Source organism: Raoultibacter timonensis, assembly GCF_022845715.1.
Lineage (GTDB): Bacteria > Actinomycetota > Coriobacteriia > Coriobacteriales > Eggerthellaceae > Raoultibacter > Raoultibacter timonensis.
The window spans coordinates 774,000-792,789 of the sequence record NZ_AP025564.1 but is presented as its reverse complement, the minus strand read 5'-3'; the positions used below and the strand labels follow the sequence as shown (position 1 = coordinate 792,789).

Annotated in this window: 17 protein-coding genes and 2 tRNA genes; 5 read left to right on the top strand and 14 right to left on the bottom strand. The window is 58.9% G+C overall.

Annotated features, from left to right (window positions below; all coding sequences use genetic code 11):
• Nucleotides 1-32: 32 nt before the first annotated feature.
• From rpsD to MWL89_RS03100, 7 genes are all read right to left on the bottom strand, one after another.
• On the bottom strand, nt 33-659 hold the full coding sequence (rpsD, locus tag MWL89_RS03130) for a 30S ribosomal protein S4 (protein ID WP_102379058.1): 627 nt from the start codon (nt 657-659) through the stop codon (nt 33-35).
• A gap of 16 nt (nt 660-675) precedes the next feature.
• Complete coding sequence (gene rpsK, locus MWL89_RS03125; RefSeq protein WP_102379059.1) at nt 676-1,074, bottom strand: 30S ribosomal protein S11; 399 nt, start codon at nt 1,072-1,074, stop codon at nt 676-678.
• A gap of 9 nt (nt 1,075-1,083) precedes the next feature.
• Nucleotides 1,084-1,452, bottom strand: a complete 369-nt coding sequence (rpsM, locus tag MWL89_RS03120) for a 30S ribosomal protein S13 (RefSeq protein ID WP_102379060.1) — start codon at nt 1,450-1,452, stop codon at nt 1,084-1,086.
• Between the two features lie 22 nt (nt 1,453-1,474).
• Nucleotides 1,475-1,588, bottom strand: coding sequence for a 50S ribosomal protein L36 (gene rpmJ, locus MWL89_RS03115; RefSeq protein WP_006363204.1), 114 nt, complete (start codon nt 1,586-1,588; stop codon nt 1,475-1,477).
• A 193-nt stretch (nt 1,589-1,781) separates the two neighbouring features.
• Entirely contained in the window at nt 1,782-2,000 is a 219-nt protein-coding gene (gene infA, locus MWL89_RS03110; protein ID WP_102375564.1) for a translation initiation factor IF-1, read from the bottom strand.
• Between the two features lie 273 nt (nt 2,001-2,273).
• Nucleotides 2,274-2,347 (bottom strand) — tRNA-Gln (locus MWL89_RS03105).
• Between the two features lie 71 nt (nt 2,348-2,418).
• Nucleotides 2,419-2,494, bottom strand: a tRNA-Lys gene (locus tag MWL89_RS03100).
• Between the two features lie 353 nt (nt 2,495-2,847).
• On the opposite strand from MWL89_RS03100, the gene MWL89_RS03095 reads away from it, so the two are divergent.
• Nucleotides 2,848-7,791, top strand: coding sequence for a hypothetical protein (locus MWL89_RS03095; RefSeq protein ID WP_244411716.1), 4,944 nt, complete (start codon nt 2,848-2,850; stop codon nt 7,789-7,791).
• 80 nt (nt 7,792-7,871) lie between these two features.
• On the opposite strand, the gene MWL89_RS03090 is transcribed toward MWL89_RS03095, so the two are convergent.
• The 4 genes from MWL89_RS03090 to MWL89_RS03075 form a co-directional block, all read right to left on the bottom strand.
• Nucleotides 7,872-9,347, bottom strand: a complete 1,476-nt coding sequence (locus tag MWL89_RS03090; protein WP_244411715.1) for an alanine/glycine:cation symporter family protein — start codon at nt 9,345-9,347, stop codon at nt 7,872-7,874.
• A gap of 159 nt (nt 9,348-9,506) precedes the next feature.
• Nucleotides 9,507-10,109, bottom strand: coding sequence for an HD family phosphohydrolase (locus MWL89_RS03085; protein ID WP_102379063.1), 603 nt, complete (start codon nt 10,107-10,109; stop codon nt 9,507-9,509).
• A gap of 74 nt (nt 10,110-10,183) precedes the next feature.
• Nucleotides 10,184-11,023: a putative manganese transporter gene (locus MWL89_RS03080; RefSeq protein WP_244411714.1), complete on the bottom strand. Its 840-nt coding sequence runs from the start codon at nt 11,021-11,023 to the stop codon at nt 10,184-10,186.
• 154 nt (nt 11,024-11,177) lie between these two features.
• Complete coding sequence (locus tag MWL89_RS03075) at nt 11,178-12,002, bottom strand: TrmH family RNA methyltransferase (protein WP_102379064.1); 825 nt, start codon at nt 12,000-12,002, stop codon at nt 11,178-11,180.
• Between the two features lie 123 nt (nt 12,003-12,125).
• Between MWL89_RS03075 and MWL89_RS03070 the strand changes: the two genes are divergently transcribed.
• Nucleotides 12,126-12,602, top strand: a complete 477-nt coding sequence (locus tag MWL89_RS03070) for a helix-turn-helix domain-containing protein (protein WP_244411713.1) — start codon at nt 12,126-12,128, stop codon at nt 12,600-12,602.
• A 356-nt stretch (nt 12,603-12,958) separates the two neighbouring features.
• On the top strand, nt 12,959-14,665 hold the full coding sequence (locus tag MWL89_RS03065) for an FAD-dependent oxidoreductase (protein WP_244411712.1): 1,707 nt from the start codon (nt 12,959-12,961) through the stop codon (nt 14,663-14,665).
• A 107-nt stretch (nt 14,666-14,772) separates the two neighbouring features.
• On the opposite strand, the gene MWL89_RS03060 is transcribed toward MWL89_RS03065, so the two are convergent.
• Entirely contained in the window at nt 14,773-15,945 is a 1,173-nt protein-coding gene (locus MWL89_RS03060) for a response regulator transcription factor (protein WP_244411711.1), read from the bottom strand.
• Between the two features lie 325 nt (nt 15,946-16,270).
• On the opposite strand from MWL89_RS03060, the gene MWL89_RS03055 reads away from it, so the two are divergent.
• Complete coding sequence (locus MWL89_RS03055; protein WP_102379068.1) at nt 16,271-16,795, top strand: hypothetical protein; 525 nt, start codon at nt 16,271-16,273, stop codon at nt 16,793-16,795.
• Nucleotides 16,788-17,456, top strand: a complete 669-nt coding sequence (locus MWL89_RS03050) for a Dabb family protein (RefSeq protein ID WP_244411710.1) — start codon at nt 16,788-16,790, stop codon at nt 17,454-17,456. Before MWL89_RS03055 ends, MWL89_RS03050 begins: the two co-directional genes overlap by 8 nt.
• Nucleotides 17,457-17,614: 158 nt before the next feature.
• Here the strand turns inward: MWL89_RS03050 and MWL89_RS03045 are convergent, their stop codons facing one another.
• Together MWL89_RS03045 and MWL89_RS03040 are read right to left on the bottom strand one after the other, a co-directional pair.
• Entirely contained in the window at nt 17,615-18,166 is a 552-nt protein-coding gene (locus MWL89_RS03045; protein WP_102379070.1) for a MarR family winged helix-turn-helix transcriptional regulator, read from the bottom strand.
• A gap of 309 nt (nt 18,167-18,475) precedes the next feature.
• Nucleotides 18,476-18,745, bottom strand: coding sequence for a hypothetical protein (locus tag MWL89_RS03040; protein WP_244411709.1), 270 nt, complete (start codon nt 18,743-18,745; stop codon nt 18,476-18,478).
• Between the last annotated feature and the right edge of the window lie 45 nt (nt 18,746-18,790).

Below are 18,790 nucleotides of genomic sequence, written 5' to 3'. Positions count from 1 at the left end.
TTGTGTAAGCCTCCTTCAATTATGCCGCAATGTTATTTCGAGTAAAGTTCGACAATAAGCTGTTCGCGAATGTCGAGATCGATCTGATCGCGCTGCGGGAGGGAGAGCACGCTACCCTGCAGCTTCTCGATGTCGACTTCCAGCCATGCGGGGACTTGCACACGCTCATTGGAGATGAGCGCACTCTTGATGACCAGCATATCTTTGGCTTTCGGAGCTACGGCGACGAGATCGCCCGGGCGAACGCGGTACGACGGGATGTCGACGCGCTTGCCGTTGACGACGATGTGTCCGTGACGGACTTGCTGGCGAGCCTCGGCGCGGGACTTGGCGAACCCGAGACGGTACACCACGTTGTCCAGACGGCTTTCGAGGATGCGAAGCAGGTTCTCGCCGGTAACGCCCTGCTGGCGGTTGGCGAGATCGTAGTAGCCACGGAACTGCTTCTCGAGCACACCGTAAATACGCTTGGTCTTCTGCTTTTCGCGCAACTGAGTGCGATATTCGCTTTCCTTCACGCGCTTCTTGCCGGCTTCGCCCGGCGCATAGTTGCGACGCTCCAAGGCACATTTGTCCGTATAGCAGCGATCGCCTTTAAGGAACAGCTTCGTCCCTTCGCGGCGGCACAATCTGCAGTCCGCCCCTGTGTATCGAGCCATGTGTAGATCCTTTCAGTTAAACGCGACGACGCTTGCGCGGACGGCAACCGTTGTGCGGGATAGGCGTGCAATCTTGAATGCTGGCGATTTCGAGGCCAGCAGCCTGAAGCGAGCGGATAGCGGTCTCGCGACCGGAACCCGGACCCTTAACGAACACGGAAACCTTGCGCAGGCCGTGCTCCATGGCGGTCTTCGCTGCCGCTTCCGCAGCCATCTGCGCTGCGAACGGGGTGGACTTACGAGAGCCCTTGAACCCGACCGTACCGGCGGACTGCCACGAGATCACATTACCCTGAGGATCGGTGATGCTCACGATGGTGTTGTTAAACGTAGATTTGATATGCGCAGAGCCGACGGCGATGTTCTTACGTTCGGAACGCTTGAGGCGCGTGCGCACGTTCTTCTTTGCTGCCACTTAGTTACCTCACTTCTTCTTTCCGCCGATTTGCTTCCTGGGACCTTTGCGCGTACGCGCATTGGTGTGCGTGCGCTGACCGCGCACGGGCAGGCCGCGACGATGACGCAGGCCGCGGTAGCAACCGATCTCCATGAGGCGTTTGATGTTCTGGGAAACCTCGCGATGCAGGTCGCCTTCGACCTTGAGGTTGTCCTGGATGTAGTCGCGCAGCTTGGTCAGATCATCTTCGCTGAGATCCTTCACGCGGATGTCGGGATCGACACCGGTATCTGCGATGATCTTCTTGGCGGTGGTGGGGCCAATGCCGTAAATGTAGGTCAAGCCGACTTCAATGCGCTTATCGCGAGGAAGGTCGACACCAACAAGACGTGCCATAGGTTATTTCTCCTCTTTCTTCCTAGCCCTGACGCTGCTTGTGGCGCGGGTTTTCGCAGATGACGAGAACCTTGCCGTGGCGTCGGATAATCTTGCATTTGTCGCACATTTTCTTGACCGAAGGACGTACCTTCATAATAAATTCCTTTCGGTTTGTGCAGGTCTAAAGCGACCCTTATCTTCTTTACTGTATAGCCACACCCAGCCGCAGGTGATTGTTTGCTCCATAAGCCCGCGCCGAACGAGTTCGACCGCGAGAACAACGCATACTTAGCCTCAAGCACACAAAAACCGCACATTCGGAAACCCGATGCGCGGGAGGAAACCGCTTATTTATACCTATAGGTGATGCGTCCGCGATTAAGATCGTACACCGAGAGCTCGACGGTTACTTTATCCCCCGGCAGGATTTTGATATAGTGCATACGCATCTTGCCGGAAATATGAGCCAATATCTTGTGCCCGTTCTCGAGTTCAACCCTAAACATTGCGTTCGGCAACGCCTCGAGGACCGTCCCCTCAAGCTCGATAACATCTTCTTTGGTCAAAAGTGCTCCTTAAAGCAAATAGGTCATTAAGCGACAAACGTAGATGATATCAAAAACGCAGGCAGCCATGCAAGCACGCATTATGGGCGCACACATAGGCTGCACACGGAAACCCATAGTCATTCGGCGATCGTACGCGATCCCCCATAGAGACCCCCCGGAAACGGGCGCTCATCCATCCTGAAGCCCTCCAAGCACTTTAGGATAGAGACCCGATTCGATCGACTATCGGCTTATACGCAAAATCGCCCTTACGGGCGATTATCGATTGCGTGGCTGGCCCACCAGGATTCGAACCTAGATAGCTGGTACCAAAAACCAGAGTCCTGCCGTTGGACGATGGGCCAGTGTATACGGTGTTTCCCGAAACGAAGGAAACACGGGTCGCCCTTCGCGGCATGTGCTTGCCTAGTGAAGATGGTGGGCCGTGAGGGAGTCGAACCCGCGACCTTGGGATTAAAAGTCCCCTGCTCTACCAGCTGAGCTAACGGCCCACCATCTTCACTCGCGTAGCGTGCGGAACCATAGGGTACCTTCGCGAAATGCGAGTATCTATTCTAGCCGCGAGTTCTAATGCGGTCAATGAGAATTATCCGACATATTTCGGACACCGGCAAAACGACGGGATCGAGGTAAATCATTCTCAGTTTAATTCGAATCCGACGCAAAAGGCATCGCGGAAAACTCACTCGAAAGGACGATGCGTGTAAGACTGTCCGGATTCCTCATGTTCAACGGTGCAAGGTTCCCGCTTCATCCCTCAGACCGCCACGCAAGACGCACGCGGTAGGCTTGCCGTATCGCGCGTCTTACAGCCGAGGTGCGCGGCGAACCAAGGAGGAAGCCGATGTCCGCAAACCCGATCCGCATACTCGTATTCTTCGTATCGCTGCTCATCTGCGCAGCGGGGCTCGTGGGAAACCCACCCGTCGCCTCTGCTTCGCCGCAGGAAAACCTGCTCCAGGCAAGCGGGGTGGTCTCGGTCGACAGAACGACTTTCTTCGACGAGGGAAAGTACATCAACCTGCTCGATCTCGAAAACGATATCGCCATCCCTGATTTCACTACATCAGGCGGTTCGATGATCGCCCTCGCCGACAGCACCGCGAAGCGCGACCCAAACCGAGATTACTCGCCCTATCGCGCCATGCAGATACCCATCGAGAACGTCTACGGCAGAACCGAAGGCATTCCGGGCTTCGGATTTCTCTGCGACAAGACAGCCTCCGCAGCCAACGGAGCCAGCGTGAGCATCGTCTATGACTACGTTGGCGATATGAAGGACATCGCCGATCCGAGCTTCAGCGTTCCCGTATCCATCAAAGCAACCTACACGGTTCGCGACGGCAACACGGTGGCCGAACAGGGAGACTACCAAGCGCACTACAACGGCCATCCGCTCGTGCAGATACCCAAGTGCTTCAGCCACGGAATCTTCTTCGTCGGCACCGACGAGCTCGATGCGCACTACGAGTTCTTCGAAGCCCAAACCGGGTTGCCGATCGAACTCGGCACGATATACGTGACAGCCACATCGCTCAACCGAGGGGAGGGGTTCGCCTTGCCGAGCGAAAAAGTGTCCGCCTGCTACGTGAGCAACGAAGCGCCGGACGCCTCGCTGCTCTGCAACTACGAGGGGGGAAAGACCCCCTACGACGTCATCGCCGGCAGCCTGCTCTACGACAAGACCGGCGAATACGGAAATGGCTACACCACGTTTATCGGCTGCCCCGACGTATACGACTCAAACGGTGACTCTATCGATTTCTCCGATACGATCGGAGAGCAAACGTACTACTGGAGATCGGTCTGCTTCGCCGTCGACAACGAGCTGTCGAATTCGATCGAAACCAAGGCATACGCAGTCAAAACCGCTTCGTGGTCCGGCACGGCAGGCATCGCGGGCGACGGGGCCGTCATGAACGGAAGCATGTGGTACGCAACCAACTTCATGACCCTCACCTCGGTTAAACCGCCGGCTCCGACGAAGATCGCCGACAAAACGCACGATGTCCGTCTGGGCGACACGATCACATACCGCATCGCTCAACAGGTGAACGACCTCGGCGCAACGAGTTTCATCCGCTACGAATCGATGTCGATCGTCGATACGTTACCGGGCACGCTTCGGCTCGAAAGCGCACGCCTGCTCGATGAAAGCGGCAAGGAACTTCCTCAAGCAGGTACAGCTGCATTCGACGACAAAACGAGGACCGTCTCCTTCGAGTTCGCAAAAGAGTTCTGCGAAAGCGGGATGAGCATGATGGGCGAAACGTACTATCTCGAGATCGAAACCGAGGTGATCGACTATCCCGACGACGGCACCCTGCGGTTCGCCAACAGCGCAAAGGCCATCATCAACGGAACCGAGCAACCCACCGAAGAGGTCGTAACCGAGCTCGCGCCGCCCGAGCTCGATATCGACAAGCACGTCGAAGCCGATCCCGCAACCGCAAACGAGTATGAGTTTCCCGTCGGAAGCGAAGTGACCTTTCGCGCAACGCTTACCCAAACGCAAGAGAACGCAAGGGCCAAAGCGGTGGCTGTTTCGGATACGCTTCCCAAAGGACTCGAACTCGTACCCGGCTCGGTTGCGATAGCCGAAGGCGAAAATGCATCCGTCAGCGAAACGGCTGAGGGCTGGACCGCTTCCCTTGACGAGCTCGACTTCGGAGAAACCGTCGATATATCGTATCGCGCCATCGCGAGCGAGCAGGGAAACGGAACCGAGGTGGTCAATACGGTATACGCCCATGCGCAAAACATCCCCGATGGCAGCACGGGATGCCCCCTTATCCCCACGTCTGACGATGCCGAGGTGTTCATCAACTCGCCCCGCCTGGTCATCTCCGAAGAGGCGCTGGTCTCCCCGTTGACCGGAAGCGCCTACGAGCGCCGCGTGGACGATCCTGTCGTTTTCGAGGTGAAGATAGCAGCCGAACCAAAGGGGACCATCGCGCGCGACCTTACGCTCGAAAGCCTTCCTCTGCCCGAGGGGCTCGCCATCGTCGATGGGCCTGACGCGGTACGCGTCGAGGGAATCGACCTCGATGGGGAATCAGCGCAAGTCCCCTATCCCGTCCACGGCGACGACGAAGTGCATGGAGAAGCCGAGCAACGTACGATCTCGGGCACCGTCGAGGTGTCGGAAAACCGGCTTGAATCCTCCCTGTCGCTGAACTACCTGCCTGCCGACACGCCGGTTAAGCTTGTTTTCGAATGCATCCCCTCAGAAGAAGTAAATGGGTGCGAGATCCTGAACAGCGCCGTAGTTTTTGCGCAAAACGCATCCGGACCCGTAACGGCCGAGCCGGCTGCCCGCGTATGGGTAAACTCGCCGCGCCTCAGTGTTGCCAAGCAGGCTCCTTCCCTCGCGTACCAAGTAGGCGATATCGTAACGTATCGCATCGACGCCTCCAATCGGGCACGGGGAACCGTCGCCCGCAACGTGGTTTTCGAGGACGTTCTCGAAACACCGGGCATGGAGCTGCTTCGCAATTCCATCGTGGTCAGCGATCAGGACGGCGCCGTCATCACCGATCAAATCGACATAGTCCAAAACGTCGGCTCGCAGAACTGGAAGATCGAAACAGGAAAGGCGCTTGTCAATAGCCAAAACCATCGTATATGGGATTGCGACGACGGCGGCACAGTCATCGAAGCGGCTGCGCTCAATCCCCTCGATATCGAACGCGAACGCTCCTTCCGAATCGAATACCAAGCCCTGATCACCGATCAAGCGCTCGCTTCAAAAACGGCCACGAACAGCATAACGGCCACAAGCGACGAGAACCTTCCCGCGACCGATACGGAAACCGTTTCGGTCGCCGGTCCCGTTCTGGGCATATCGAAATCCGCTGATATCGGTTTTTACCACGTGGGCGACGTGGCAGAGTACACGATCGAGGTAGCCGAATTGCGGACTGGGGAGACCGCGCACAACGTGCGCATCGGCGACGATCTGCTCGCCGACAGGGCTCGGGCCGTTGCGATCCTCGACGATTCGATTTCGTTGAAAGACGAACGCGGTCGCACCCTTTCCGGGTGGGACGTCGCATGGGCCGACAACGAGGTGGGCGAACATAGCGGATTCGTTATCACCACCAACGCCGATCTTCCCGATTCGTCGAAAATCATCGTTTCGTACAAAGCGAGATTCAATGCGAAAACCCCATCGAAGGCCGTAAGCAATACCGCCTGGACCGAAGCGGACGACGCCCCGAGAGCACAAGCAAGCTGCTCGATCACCTGCGCAGACCCCGACGATACCGCGCTCGAAATAGAGAAGACGTCCGATCGTGAAACCTACTCCCCCGGCCGCACGGCCCGCTATGAACTCTCCATCTTCAACACCGACGAAACAGGGCCCGCCCGAAGCATCGGCGTGACCGACGCGCTCGAATCGACCGAATCGGCATCGATAGCCAAGGGGTCGGTTGTCGTAAGCAACGGCGACAACGAACCGATAGATTCCGCGCAAATCGTCTACCGGGCAGACAGCAACGAAACGCTCACGGGCTTTTCCGTTGAAACGGACTTCGATCTGACAAGCGCCGACCAGCTGACGATACGCTACGAAACGCTGATCGACGAGGAGGCGGAGCCTGGGGATACCGTGAGCAATAGCGCCACGGCTTCGGCAGACAACACGGGAGACGCGTCGGTCGAACACGAAGTTTCCGTAGCCTTTCCCTCGCACGACCCCGAGCCGATACAGGGATACAAGACGACCGCCTACAAGACCGCCAATCCCGCATCGGGATCCGCCGTAGAAGCAGGCAGCGAGATAGCGTATCTGATTACCGTCAAGAACACCGGCGCGACAACAACGCCGACTGTGCGGATTCGCGATTACATCCCCGAAGGGGCCTCGTATCTGTTCGACTCGGCAAGCGAGGGAGGCGCATTCGTTATCGCCACGGAAAAACGCGACGGCTATGTCGAATGGGTGCTTACCGATGTCGCACCCGATACCGAACGGTCGGTCGGATTTTCGGTTCGTGTCGGTGAAAACCCGCCTGAATGGATCGTCAACGAGGCGCTCTATTCGGCATCGTCCGACTCGGTTACCGCAGGCGATCCGACTTTGCCCGACCCCGACCGCGTCACCGCCCGCACCGTGCACTCGGTCAACACCGCATCGCCCTTCGGCCCCATCGTGAACGTCGTGAAGTCATCCGTACCGCCAGCAGGCGAAAGCGTGCGAAACGACGACGAGATCGATTACGTGCTTACCGTCTCGAACGTCGGCGATGCGATCGCCGAAAACGTGCTCGTTCGCGATCCCGTACCCGAAGGATCATCGTACGTGCCGCAGTCGGCTTCCGATGGCGGTACGTTGAGCGAAAACAATCGCCGTATCGAATGGCTCGTGCCGCGCATCGAAGCCGGGGCAACGCTCGAGCTGTCGTTCGCCGTAACGGTCGATGCTCCCCAGACGGTTCGATCGATAGAGAACCAGGCCTCGTTCGCGCTCAGCGCCGCCGACCGCGCAAGATCGAGCGGCGTTCTCGAAAACACCAGCAACATCGTTGAGCACACCGTGCCTCAAGCGGGCGCGAACGGGCGCCCGGCAGCGCCGAGGACGGGAGACGGAACCGCGGTCTTTGCGATCGGCGCTTCCGCGCTCATCGCACTCGCCGTTTTGGCAGTGGCGGCAATCGTCCGCTCGAAGCGCAGGAAAGCGCTCCGCCGGATGCAACGCGTGTCACCGGAGACCGCCGCCGCGCCGCCGCGCGCGAAAGCCCATTCGCCCAAACGAAGGCGACACGACTACTTGCGATGGCGATAGCGGGGCAGCGACGCGCCCTGAACCAAAGCGGCTCGGGGCGCTGTACCAGAAGACGTTGCGGTTTGCGCGGTTTCGCCCGCTTAGGCCTCTTCTTCGCCTACACGCAAAGCGCGGTCGTGTTCGGCAAGCTCTTCGGCGGTTTCGTGCCAGCACTGCGTCGGAGGCAAACCGGGAATGCTCGAGGCCACGAAAACCGGATCTTTATGCTGCTTGCGCTGCGCCGTGTAATCATCGAGCGCGCGAAGCGCCCACTTGCCGAGCAGGACGATGGAGATGATGTTCACGAACGCCATGGCGCCCATCACGATATCCGCAACGTTCCAAGCGAGATCGAAACTCGACTGCGCACCCATGAAGATGGCGACAAGGCACGTGATGCGAAACACGAACAAGACGATCTTGTTGTCTTTGATGAATTTGATATTGCTCTCAGCATAGAAATAATTGCCGATCAGGCTGGAGAAAGCGAAGGCGAAAATCGAGAACGTGATGAAATGGATGCCCAATTCGCCGACCGAATAGTTGATGGCCTGTTGCACGAGCGGCATGCCGTTGAGATCGCCCGGCTCTCCTCCGACGAAGAACACGAGCACCATCATCGCGGTACATGAGCAGATTACGAGCGTATCGATAAACACCGAAAGGGTCTGCACGAGACCCTGTTTGCAGGGATGCGATACCGACGCCGCAGCGGCAGCGTTGGGAGCAGAGCCCATGCCGGCCTCGTTCGAGAAAAGCCCGCGCTTGATGCCAATCACGACAACCGACCCGGCAAAGCCGCCGAAGATCGATTGGAAGTTGAACGCCGATTCGAAGATGAGCGAGAACACCGCGGGGATCGCATCGATATGCGTAACCGTGATCCATACCGAAAGGGCGATGTAGGCAATCGCCATGATAGGCACGATGATCGATGTCATGAAGCTGATGCGGTGCGCACCGCCGAAGATGACGAACGCGGTGAACACGACGAGCACGATTGCGAGCGCCAGCGGCGCCTGCGATTCGGAGTAGCCGGGGATGTAGTATTCAAGCGACGAGCTCATGTTGAAAGACTGCAGCGCATTGAACCCGTACGCAAAGCAAATGATGAGCAGGATACTGAACAGCACGCCGAGCCAGCGCTTTCCGAGCGCCTGCTCGATATAATAAGCGGGTCCGCCGCGAAATTCCCCGCCCGGGCCCTTGATTTTGAACATCTGCGCAAGCGTCGATTCGATAAACGCCGAAGCCGACCCGATGAGAGCCATGAGCCACATCCAGAAAACCGCCCCCGGTCCGCCGGTAGCAACCGCCGTGGCGATACCTGCTATGTTGCCGGTGCCGACGCGGCTCGCCGTCGAAACCATGAGAGCCTGGAACGACGAGACGCTCCTGGTACCGCCCACGTGCTTCTGCTCGGTCAGTACCGTGAACATGTCCTTGATATAGCGGAACTGAACGCCCTTGGTCCGTATGGTGAAATACACCCCGGCTCCCACGAGCATGAACACGAGCACGTAGGTGTACATCGCTTCGCTGATCGCGCCGGTAACGCTGATGAGTGTATCGGTCATCCCGTCCAATCGAATACCTCCTCGTCTATACAACTAGCGAATTGTACCAGATGGGAAGCCTGATTGCATCACCCGCATATTTCTGATGAAACCCCGATTGCAGCCCGAAAGCAAGAAGGCCCCCGCATGCGGGGGCCCGGCAGCCAAACGGGGCGGCGCTTATTCGGCGGGAACGAACGTGTCCTTGTCGGGTGCGAACGACTGCATGGCCGTGATGGTGCGATCGAACAGCTCGTCGAGCTCCCAACCGAGCATCTCGGCTCCGCTGCGAATCACCTCGCGGCTGACTCCCGCCGCAAAACGCTTGTCCTTGAACTTCTTCTTGAGCGACTTCACCTCGAAATCCATGACGCTTTTCGAGGGACGCATGACGATGGCAGCTCCGATGAGCCCCGTGAGTTCCTCCGTCGCGAACAGAATCTTCTCCATCATGAGTTCCGGCTTGGGCAGATCGGTGTTGAAATCCGACGTATGCGACTGGATGGCGCGTATGAGCTCGGGGGTGCCGCCGGCAGCCTCGATATCCTGCGCGGCGTAGATGGTATGCAGCTCGGGCTCGTTGTCGTGCTCTTCCCAATCGAGGTCGTGCAGCAAACCGACGATGCCCCAAAACTCCTCGTTTTCAGGATCGTACTCGCGCGCAAAGTACATCATGGTCTGCTCAACCGTCTCGCCGTGTTCGATATGGAACGGATCCTTGTTGTGCTCCTTCAAAAGTTCGAGCGCCTCATCGCGCGTCATACCAGCTTCAAGCTTCGCCATGGCTCCTCCTGTTTCGCCTTGATCGATTACTGCCCACTATAGCAATTCGTTTGCCCATGGCAAGCCACTGCCGCCTAGAACGTTATTCCAACCGCCGAAATGACAAGCCCCCACACCACGCCGATGCCGTAGAGAAGCGCGAGGATTGCGATGTTCTGCTTAACGGAACGGTTCGTGCGGAACAGCACGAGCAAACCGACGCCCGCCGAAACGAGCAGCCCCGCCATCATGGCTCCAGCCGACAGCGTGCCCTCGAGGTACAGCTCGGTGATGACGACGGATGCCGCACAGTTGGGAATGAGGCCTACGAGCGCCGAGGCGAACACCGAAAGGCCCGGGTTCGCACCGAGGAACTCGGCGAGCACATCTTCGCCGACGCCTTCGATAACGGCTTCGAGCACAAGCGTGATGATGAAGATGAACAGCGTCACCTGCAACGTATGCTTGATAGCGCTTTTGAGAATTCCGCCATCGCCGCCATGGCAGTGGCAGTGATCGCGCTCGCACAGCTCGTGAATGCTCATCGCGTCGGCACCGCGGCGGCGGGCGATGCGCAGCGCCCCGTCGACGAGAAAGCCCATGACCAAACCGATAAGCAGCTTCGCTCCGAGGATTTTCAAGATAACGGCGGGATCGACCTGCTCGGCGATGAAGATGGGCAGCATCTCATCCGAAGTCGAAAGGAACACGGCGATGAGCGTTCCAAGCGTGATCACCCGCCCGGCATACAGCGTCGCGGCAGCAGCGGAAAACCCGCACTGGGGAAACACGCCGAGCACCGCGCCGATCGCAGGTCCCGCGGCCCCCGCCTTTCGGATGGCGGCTTCGGCCCTATCGCCCGCTTTATGCTCGAGCGCCTCCATGGCAAGATAGGTAACGAACAGAAACGGTACAAGCCGCAGCGTGTCGATCACCGAGTGTTCCAAAATATGTAAGATGATTTCCATGGCTGAGTATTCTAGCAGAACCATCGAATCTACGTGCAGCAAGCTCATGGCCGTTGACGAACCGCAGAAAACCCGCGCTCGGCGCCACCCGAAGAGGACGCCATGAAGCAGCAAGCGACGATCAGCGCTCGCGCAGTTCCCAAAACGCCACAGCCGAAGCGGCGGCGACGTTGAGCGAGTCGACTCCGTGGGCCATGGGAATCTTGACCGTATAGTCGCAACGCGCGATAGTCGATTGCGCAAGCCCGTCGCCTTCGGTACCGAACACCATAGCCAACCGATCGCAAGCATGAAGACGCTCATCATCGATCGAAAGGGATTCGTCGGTCAGAGCGAATGCCGCCGTGGCGAACCCGAGGCTCCGCAGCAGAGCCAACCCCGCTTCGGGCCAATCTTCCACCGTGCTTCCTATGCGGGTCCAAGGAACTTGAAACACCGTTCCCATCGAAACCCGCACGGCACGTCGGTACAAAGGATCGCAGCAGCTCGGCGTCACGAGCACCGCATCGATGCCAAGCGCTGCCGCCGAGCGGAAAATCGCCCCCACGTTGGTATGGTCGACGACGCCTTCGAGCACGGCCACGCGATGCGCATCAGCCAGCAGGTTCTCGACGCTCGGCAGCACGGGCCTGCGCATCGCAGCAAGGATCCCCCGCGTAAGCTCGAAACCCGTCAGACGTTTGAGCTCATCGGCAGGCAGCACGAACACCGGCACATCGGATTGAACGCGGTCGATAACGCCCGTCGACGCATCAAGCCATTTCTCCTCCATGAGAAACGAGATCGGCTCGTAGGCCGCAGCGAGCGCTCGGTCGATCACTTTGATCGACTCCGCGATGAAAATGCCCTTCTCGGGCTCGAGCCGATTGCGCAACTGCGCTTCGGTAAGCCGCGCATATGCATCGAGGCGCGAATCCCCCAACGACGACAACCGGATAATCGGCACGTGAAGCTCCCATCAACGACGTGTTCGAAAAAACGAATCTTCTCTACCATATTCTACTTCGCGGGGATGGCATTGCCGCGCACATCCGCCTATGATCATGGAATCACAGCAAGGAGGAAGTGCATGGACGCACGGACAACGGGCCGATTCGTAGCCCTCAAGCGCAAGACGCTCGGAATCACGCAAGAGCAGCTTGCGGGAGAGCTCGGCATAACGGGAAAAGCAGTATCGAAATGGGAAACGGGACGCTGCCTGCCCGACAGCTCGATCATGGAACCCCTCTGCGAGCGTCTCGGCGTTACGTTGAGCGAGCTTCTCAACGGCCACGATATTGAAAGCGATCGCGAAAGCGCCCTCTCGGAAGAAGTGGTGCGCCAAGCGCTCAACACCGTCGAGCAGCTGCAGCGCGAAAAGCGCGTGCTCGTTGGCGTGCTCATTATCATGCTCGGCTTCGTAACCCTCACCGTCGGCCAATCGGTGGCCGACCTCTCAACAAGCGAGACGATGGATTTCCTCGGCGGTTTCCTCGTTGGCATGTCCATCGTTGAGATGCTCGTCGGCATCTTCGTGACGATCAGAAACCTCGTGAACCCGAGCTAGCGTCTCGAACGCGCGGCATTTCGGGCCGGAGCATCAGGCCATGTCCGGCGATCGGAGCTCGGAGTCCGAAACCCTGCGAGCGGAGCGTACCCGGCAATGCCCCGGGCTGGTTTGGTCGGGAACACTTTCGCAAAAGGGCTCGATTCATCCGTTTCGGATGACACATTCGTCCCATATAGCCGTTTTCGTGAGACAGACCTTCTCGAAATCCCAGCGTACAGTGCACTCATGCCCTGCGAACGATCGAGGAAAGGCGCATCGGTATGCGGAGTGCGCCCAATGCGCACGAGCCTCGGCGAGGGCGTCAAGGAGGAAGGGGCCGACGCGATGCGTCGGCAAACGAAAGCGAGGAGAGCATGGGTAAAGAAACGATCGCACGTCGAGATTTTCTCAAAGCAGCAGCCCTGTCCGGCATGGCCTTGGGCACCGCCGGCGTACTTTCGGGATGCGCGAGCAACCAGCAAGAGCAAGCCGCACCGTCAGGCGCAGATATCACCTGGGACAAAGAAGCGGACATCCTCGTAGTCGGCTCGGGAACAGGTGCTTTTGCCGCACTGGCCGCCGCAAAGCTCGGCTCGGAATCCGTCTGCCTGCTCGAAAAGGGGCAGTTCTGGGGAGGTACGGCGGCCACCTCGGGCGGCGGCATGGCCGTCCCCCTGTCCGATGCAGCAAAAGAAGCCGGCGTGAACGATACGAAGGAAGCGGTTGTCGAGTACTACCTCAACGCAAGCGAGGGGCGCGCGGACGAAACCGTTATCAACAGTTTCCTTGACAACGGCAACGACTTTCTCAAATGGACGGGCGAGGCGCTCGGATGGACATGGACGCCCTCGACTCTGTTCGGCGATTACTACGAGCCGCTTCCGGGATGGATCCCGTTCGGCCGCGCGAGCCTGGGAGCCTCCGATTCTTCGGGTGCCCTCGTTGCCGCGCAAATGTGGGAGCAGCTCAAGGCGGCGCTTACCGATGCCGGCGTAGAGATCATGATGGAAACGCCCGCAACCACGCTCGTCACGGACGAAAACGGTGCGGTGATCGGCGTCAGAGCGACGTCGGGGCGCGACGAAATCGCCATCAAAGCCAACCACGTCATCCTCGCCACCGGCGGCTTCGACCACAACGCAGACATGCGCGCAAAGCATCTGCCCTTCAAAATACTCGCCACCAACGCCTGCACCACGAACACGGGCGACGGCCACAAGATGGGCCAAGCAGTAGGCGCCGACCTTTCGTACATGGATTCCTGCTGGGGCGCTCCCGCCATTCTCACGACGGGACAGGACCCCAAAGAGCTGATCGCCAACAACGAGATCGCCCAGGAGATCGCGGGAACCGACTGGGCTATGTACCGAGGCCTTCCCGGCGCGGTTGTCGTCAACAGAAAAGGCCACCGCATCGGCAACGAGGCAACCGCATACGACACCTACAACAAGGCCTTCGCCTATTACGACAACGGCGAAATGGAGCATCTCAACATACCCTCGTACTTCATCTGCGACTCGGCATGCTGGAACACCTACTCCCTCCCGGGGCACACGGTCGGGTCGATGGACGGCGGCTATTTCGACGAGACGTACGGCAGCGATGGATCCGACGGCGAGTTTCCTGCCCACTTCGTTCAAGCGGACACGCTCGAAGAGCTTGCCGAGAAACTCGGGGTCGACGCAGCCGGGCTCGCCGCCGAGTTGGCAGCTTTCAACGAGAACGCCGAGCAGGGCATCGACCCTGTGTACCATCGAGGTGAAAAACAGCTCGATCTGAACACCACCGCGGTCATGGCGGGCATGCGCACCGATCTCGCGAACCCGTGCCTGGCACCGGTGGCAACGCCCCCGTTCTACGGCGCGATCTACGTTCCCGGAACCTGCGGCACCGCAGGCGGCCTCACCATCAACGAGAACGCCCAGGTCGTCAATGCGCTCGGAGAGCCCATATCGGGACTCTACGCGGTGGGCAACTGCTCGTCGGGCGTTTCCGGCGGTCGCTACGTCGGCGGCGGCATCAGCTTGGGATCAGGCGGCGTTATGGGATGGGTTGCCGTCCACCACGCGCTCGGGCTCTAGCTTCGTCGGCTGCCCGAACCGCAGCTGCGGTTCGGGCAGCGCCCGCAGCCTCTCGCCATCCGAGGCCGGCTTCTTTGGGGCCGGCCTTTTTCACGTTCCCCGCCGCCTCACACGTTGGCTTTGAAATAATCGATGAGCTCCTGCTTCGAATGAACCCCGAGTTTGGCGTATATCCGCTTCACGTGGGTTCGCGCCGTTCCCTCCGAAATGTAGAGCTCGTTTTGAATGTAGCGCAGGCTTCTGCCTTCGAGAAGCAACAGGACGACCTCCGTCTCGCGATTCGACAAACCCTGGGCGCGAGCGAAATCCTCCGAAGCCACCGTTTTCGATTCGACGATGTATTTCGGCCCGTTGAGCCACGTGTTCTGGAATACAAAGAAGCTCGCAACGATGGCAACCGACAAGACGACCGACAGCGAGTCGGGCACGGCGGGTGTAAGCTGAAACACAAGGCTTCCCAGCATCGATCCAACCGCCCACGCGACGTTCATCACGACGAAGTACATCGCCTTCCTGAAGCGCAAACCGAACGATACGATTACCCCCAACTCCATATAGAGAAGAAGCATCAGGAGAAACGATGGGGACGGCGCCGTCAAGAGATCGGCGAGCGTCGTGGCGGAGGATATGCTCCCGCTGGAGAACACGAAGCCCCCCGCTATCCCGAATATCACCACGAGGAGGTTCGGGGTGAGGAAAAACGTCTTTTTAGAAATCTTGCCGACGCGTTCGGTTTCCCGCAGCGGCTTTCGTGCCCCGATCAGCAGAACAAGCGGGGCAAGAATCGCGAATGCGTCGTACACCATGCGGGGAAGGATCAGCAGCGCGAAGCTGAGCACGTAGTACAAAAGCAACGAACCGACCAGCGCCGCAGTAAGGGTCTTCACGTCATCGCATTTCGCAAGGTTTTCGACGCGCAGGAGCTGGCACCCGAAGCATGCGACCGAGAAGAACAGGAAGGCGACCATCTCGTACACCGTGCCCGATAGCGAGAACCGGCTGATGAGCAAAAGCGCCACCGTCGAAGCGAGGGCAAGGACGGGGACGGTTACCCGAAACGCGAACGGTATCCGATCCCAGCGCGCGAGCATAATGCCCGCCCCTGTCGCCAGCGTTACGAGAAGGCCGAACACCCCGAACGCCGGGAGGCAATCCACCTGCTGGGTAAACAGGCTCTGGTAGGATACCTGATGAAACCAGAACCAAATAACCGCATCGAGAAGCGCCGTTTTCGCAACTTGCCTCTTCCCTATTTTCCCCGCCTTTAAGTCTACTTGCATGCCCTTCCCTCCACGCCCTCCCCCCGAATCATACCTTACGGATGACAGAAAAAGGCAGTTTAGCCACTTTCGTGAGACAGACCGCCTCACTACCCGCAGGTATGGTGAACCGAGTCGAATCTGCTTCGTGTGGGCTGCTGGGTTTTGGGAGAAACCTCCATGTAGCCTAGTTGTATCGGGCGGCATTTGTCAAGCAGAAAGGAAGCGGCACGTCGTATCCGATGCATACCGAGCGGTTCGCCGCTACAGGATCGCTCGCCCAAAGCGAGCGCCGTCGGCACCCGCGCGATGCGGCGTCGGCGCAATCATCGGAAAGGGGATGGTTATGATCGATATGCGTTCGGATATTTCCCGAAGAGCGTTCATGGCGGTTGGGGCCGCCGCAGGAGTCGCATCGCTCGGCGCGATGGCCGGCTGCTCCCAACAAACGGCTTCGCCGCCCGAGCCCGCCAACGGGGCGCAAGCAACCGAGGAAGACGAAGGGGGCCAAGCAGAGATGGCGCAGGAAGAAAAGCTGTACGTCGTCGATACGTTTATGCCGAAACCGGGAGACGGCAAGTCATTCCTCGACGACTATATGAAAACGTACCGCCCCATGGCGGAGGACGCCGGCATGGTGCTCGTCAGCTCAACGGTCGCGCCCCCCATGTGGCTCGACAACGATTCCAACACCGTACAGGTCGTATGGGCCCTCGACGACATCGCCGTGGCCTGCTGGGCGATGTCGTCGGCAACGCGATACAACCCCGCTTACGTCGAATGGTGCGCCGCAGTCAGGAAACGCGTGGTTTCCCGCGATCGCTCGTATTTCGCAAGCGAAGAGTATATGGAGGTGCTCAACAATGTTTAGCGCAGTATTCATGGCCACGTTCGCCGAGGGGGCAGATGCTTCCGCGAAAGAGGCATTCGACGCAGACGTTAAAGCCTCAGCAGGCGCGATTACGACCGTCAACCTCGCGGCACCGGTGCTCGAGCCGCCCATGCCCGGCGGCGACTACTTCTGCGAGTTGGGATTCAAGGACCAAGCCGAGTACGACCAGGCGAAAGCCCAACCTTCCTGGAATGATCTGTACACGCTGTTCGAGAACACCGCCGTGGTTGCGGGCTTCGAATTCGCCGCCTACGGGGACGGGACGCTGACCTTGCAGGAGAAAAGCGTTTCGAAATGCCACCGCGTGCTCATCTTCAGCCTTCTCGAAGACGCGAACCCCGACATGGTTGCCAAGATGGAAGCCAATATGAACGGCATGACCGAGCATGTTCCCGGACTGCGCAACTGCAAGTTCGCAAAGATCGTCGAGTCGGCGGGGTCCGATTCGTGGGCCTACGCTTTCGAGTGCGATTTCGACGAACCGGGATCGTTCTTGGGCAAGTACATGACGACCCCGTACCACTTCTGCTACATCGACAAGTTCTTCGAACCGGCCTGCAACGAATGGATCGTCAACACGAACCTCTGCACCCCGTATCTGGCCCAGGAAACGCCGTTTCTTGCCAACTACGCAGACTGAAACGCTGTTCGCTTGGTTCGACGCTTCGCAAGCTCGGCACAACGGAGTTCGCCGAACCTTCCAAACCTCCCGCGGCCCTCGCTGTGCCCGACACGCAAAAGAGCCGACCGGATTCGGTCGGCTCTCACTGCGTGCATTCGATTCGACGGCACGCCGCCCTATCCGCGAGAAACGAACTGGTCGTTCTTGCGCATGCGACGCCCACCGCACTTGCGATGACCGTCGTAACGACGGCTGCGGCGGCTGCGATGGTTGCAGCGACGGTCCTCATCGTCTTCCTGGGTTGCCTTCTTTTCGAGGGAATCCGAAAGCTTGGCGAGCAGGCCTTCAAGCTGCATGCGCTCTTCGTCGGTGAAATCAGCGAAGATTTCCTCGGCAACACGGTCGTTGGCCGCCGCCCGCTTCTCGGCGATGGCGCGACCTTCGTCGGTCAGAAACACTCCCGTAGAACGGGAGTCGTCGGCGTTCGGGGCAACCGTGACGAACCCGTTGCACTCGGCCTGACGCACAACGTCGGCGAGCGACGCGGGATACATGCGCATCTCCTTGGCGAGGTCCTTCTGGGTTGCGCCGTCCAAGGCAAGCAGGTAGTGCATGAGCTTGCCCTGTCCGTGGCGGGTGTTCATGGGGCCGCTCTGGTGGTACATGCGGCGCATGAGGTTCGAGCAGTGGCGGAATTGATCCGGCAGGTTGCGTGCTTCTTGAGACATGTGATCCTCCTGGGTATCGTACAACGTATTGTCCGTTGCCCATGATAGCGATGCGATCGGGCAAACCGTTGTTCGTCATACATTATTCACAAAGTACGTCTTTTCACTACATTAAGCCAGATCAATACTTATTTTCGAATTATTCATATATGAGGGTAAACGAGGGGGATGAGGCGGTACAGAACGGTACGAAACGGTACGTAGCGCGTTCGAACCCGCCCACGCAGATCGTAGAAGGCGAAACGAGCGGAACCGTTTAGGTGCTGTATTCCCGTTCGCTGAACTGCGACTTGAGTGCAGTTTTTTCGTTTAAGCGACGACGAGCAGCCCGAACGGTACCCCACCGATCGCCGCCTCGCCGAACGCTCTCGATAACGCCTGGTCAGAGGGACGATACATCATCGGGTCTCTGTTGCTGATTGGATCTGCGATCAGAAAAGCTCTTTCGGCGCTCGAATTGCCTTTCGCAGAGCGCATAATCGAAAAAAGCTGCACGAAACCTCCCGATCCGCTGCGCTGCCCGTCGAGGGGCTCTTGCGCTTTTCGCAGGATCCGGCGGCGCCGCGCTTCCGTACACATCGACCGACGCCCCAATGCCTCGACGCTTCAAAAAAGGGCGGCCCG

What these genes read in the sequence shown, in the direction of transcription:
- MWL89_RS03095 (WP_244411716.1), top strand. Translation starts at nt 2,848, where the DNA reads ATGTCCGCAAACCCGATCCGCATACTCGTATTCTTCGTATCGCTGCTC.
- MWL89_RS03085 (WP_102379063.1), bottom strand. Translation starts at nt 10,109, where the DNA reads ATGGCGAAGCTTGAAGCTGGTATGACGCGCGATGAGGCGCTCGAACTT.
- MWL89_RS03060 (WP_244411711.1), bottom strand. Translation starts at nt 15,945, where the DNA reads ATGCAAGTAGACTTAAAGGCGGGGAAAATAGGGAAGAGGCAAGTTGCG.
- MWL89_RS03040 (WP_244411709.1), bottom strand. Translation starts at nt 18,745, where the DNA reads ATGTGTACGGAAGCGCGGCGCCGCCGGATCCTGCGAAAAGCGCAAGAG.
- rpsM (WP_102379060.1), bottom strand. Translation starts at nt 1,452, where the DNA reads ATGGCACGTCTTGTTGGTGTCGACCTTCCTCGCGATAAGCGCATTGAA.
- rpmJ (WP_006363204.1), bottom strand. Translation starts at nt 1,588, where the DNA reads ATGAAGGTACGTCCTTCGGTCAAGAAAATGTGCGACAAATGCAAGATT.
- MWL89_RS03055 (WP_102379068.1), top strand. Translation starts at nt 16,271, where the DNA reads ATGATCGATATGCGTTCGGATATTTCCCGAAGAGCGTTCATGGCGGTT.
- rpsD (WP_102379058.1), bottom strand. Translation starts at nt 659, where the DNA reads ATGGCTCGATACACAGGGGCGGACTGCAGATTGTGCCGCCGCGAAGGG.
- MWL89_RS03065 (WP_244411712.1), top strand. Translation starts at nt 12,959, where the DNA reads ATGGGTAAAGAAACGATCGCACGTCGAGATTTTCTCAAAGCAGCAGCC.
- MWL89_RS03070 (WP_244411713.1), top strand. Translation starts at nt 12,126, where the DNA reads ATGGACGCACGGACAACGGGCCGATTCGTAGCCCTCAAGCGCAAGACG.
- MWL89_RS03045 (WP_102379070.1), bottom strand. Translation starts at nt 18,166, where the DNA reads ATGTCTCAAGAAGCACGCAACCTGCCGGATCAATTCCGCCACTGCTCG.
- MWL89_RS03050 (WP_244411710.1), top strand. Translation starts at nt 16,788, where the DNA reads ATGTTTAGCGCAGTATTCATGGCCACGTTCGCCGAGGGGGCAGATGCT.
- MWL89_RS03090 (WP_244411715.1), bottom strand. Translation starts at nt 9,347, where the DNA reads ATGACCGATACACTCATCAGCGTTACCGGCGCGATCAGCGAAGCGATG.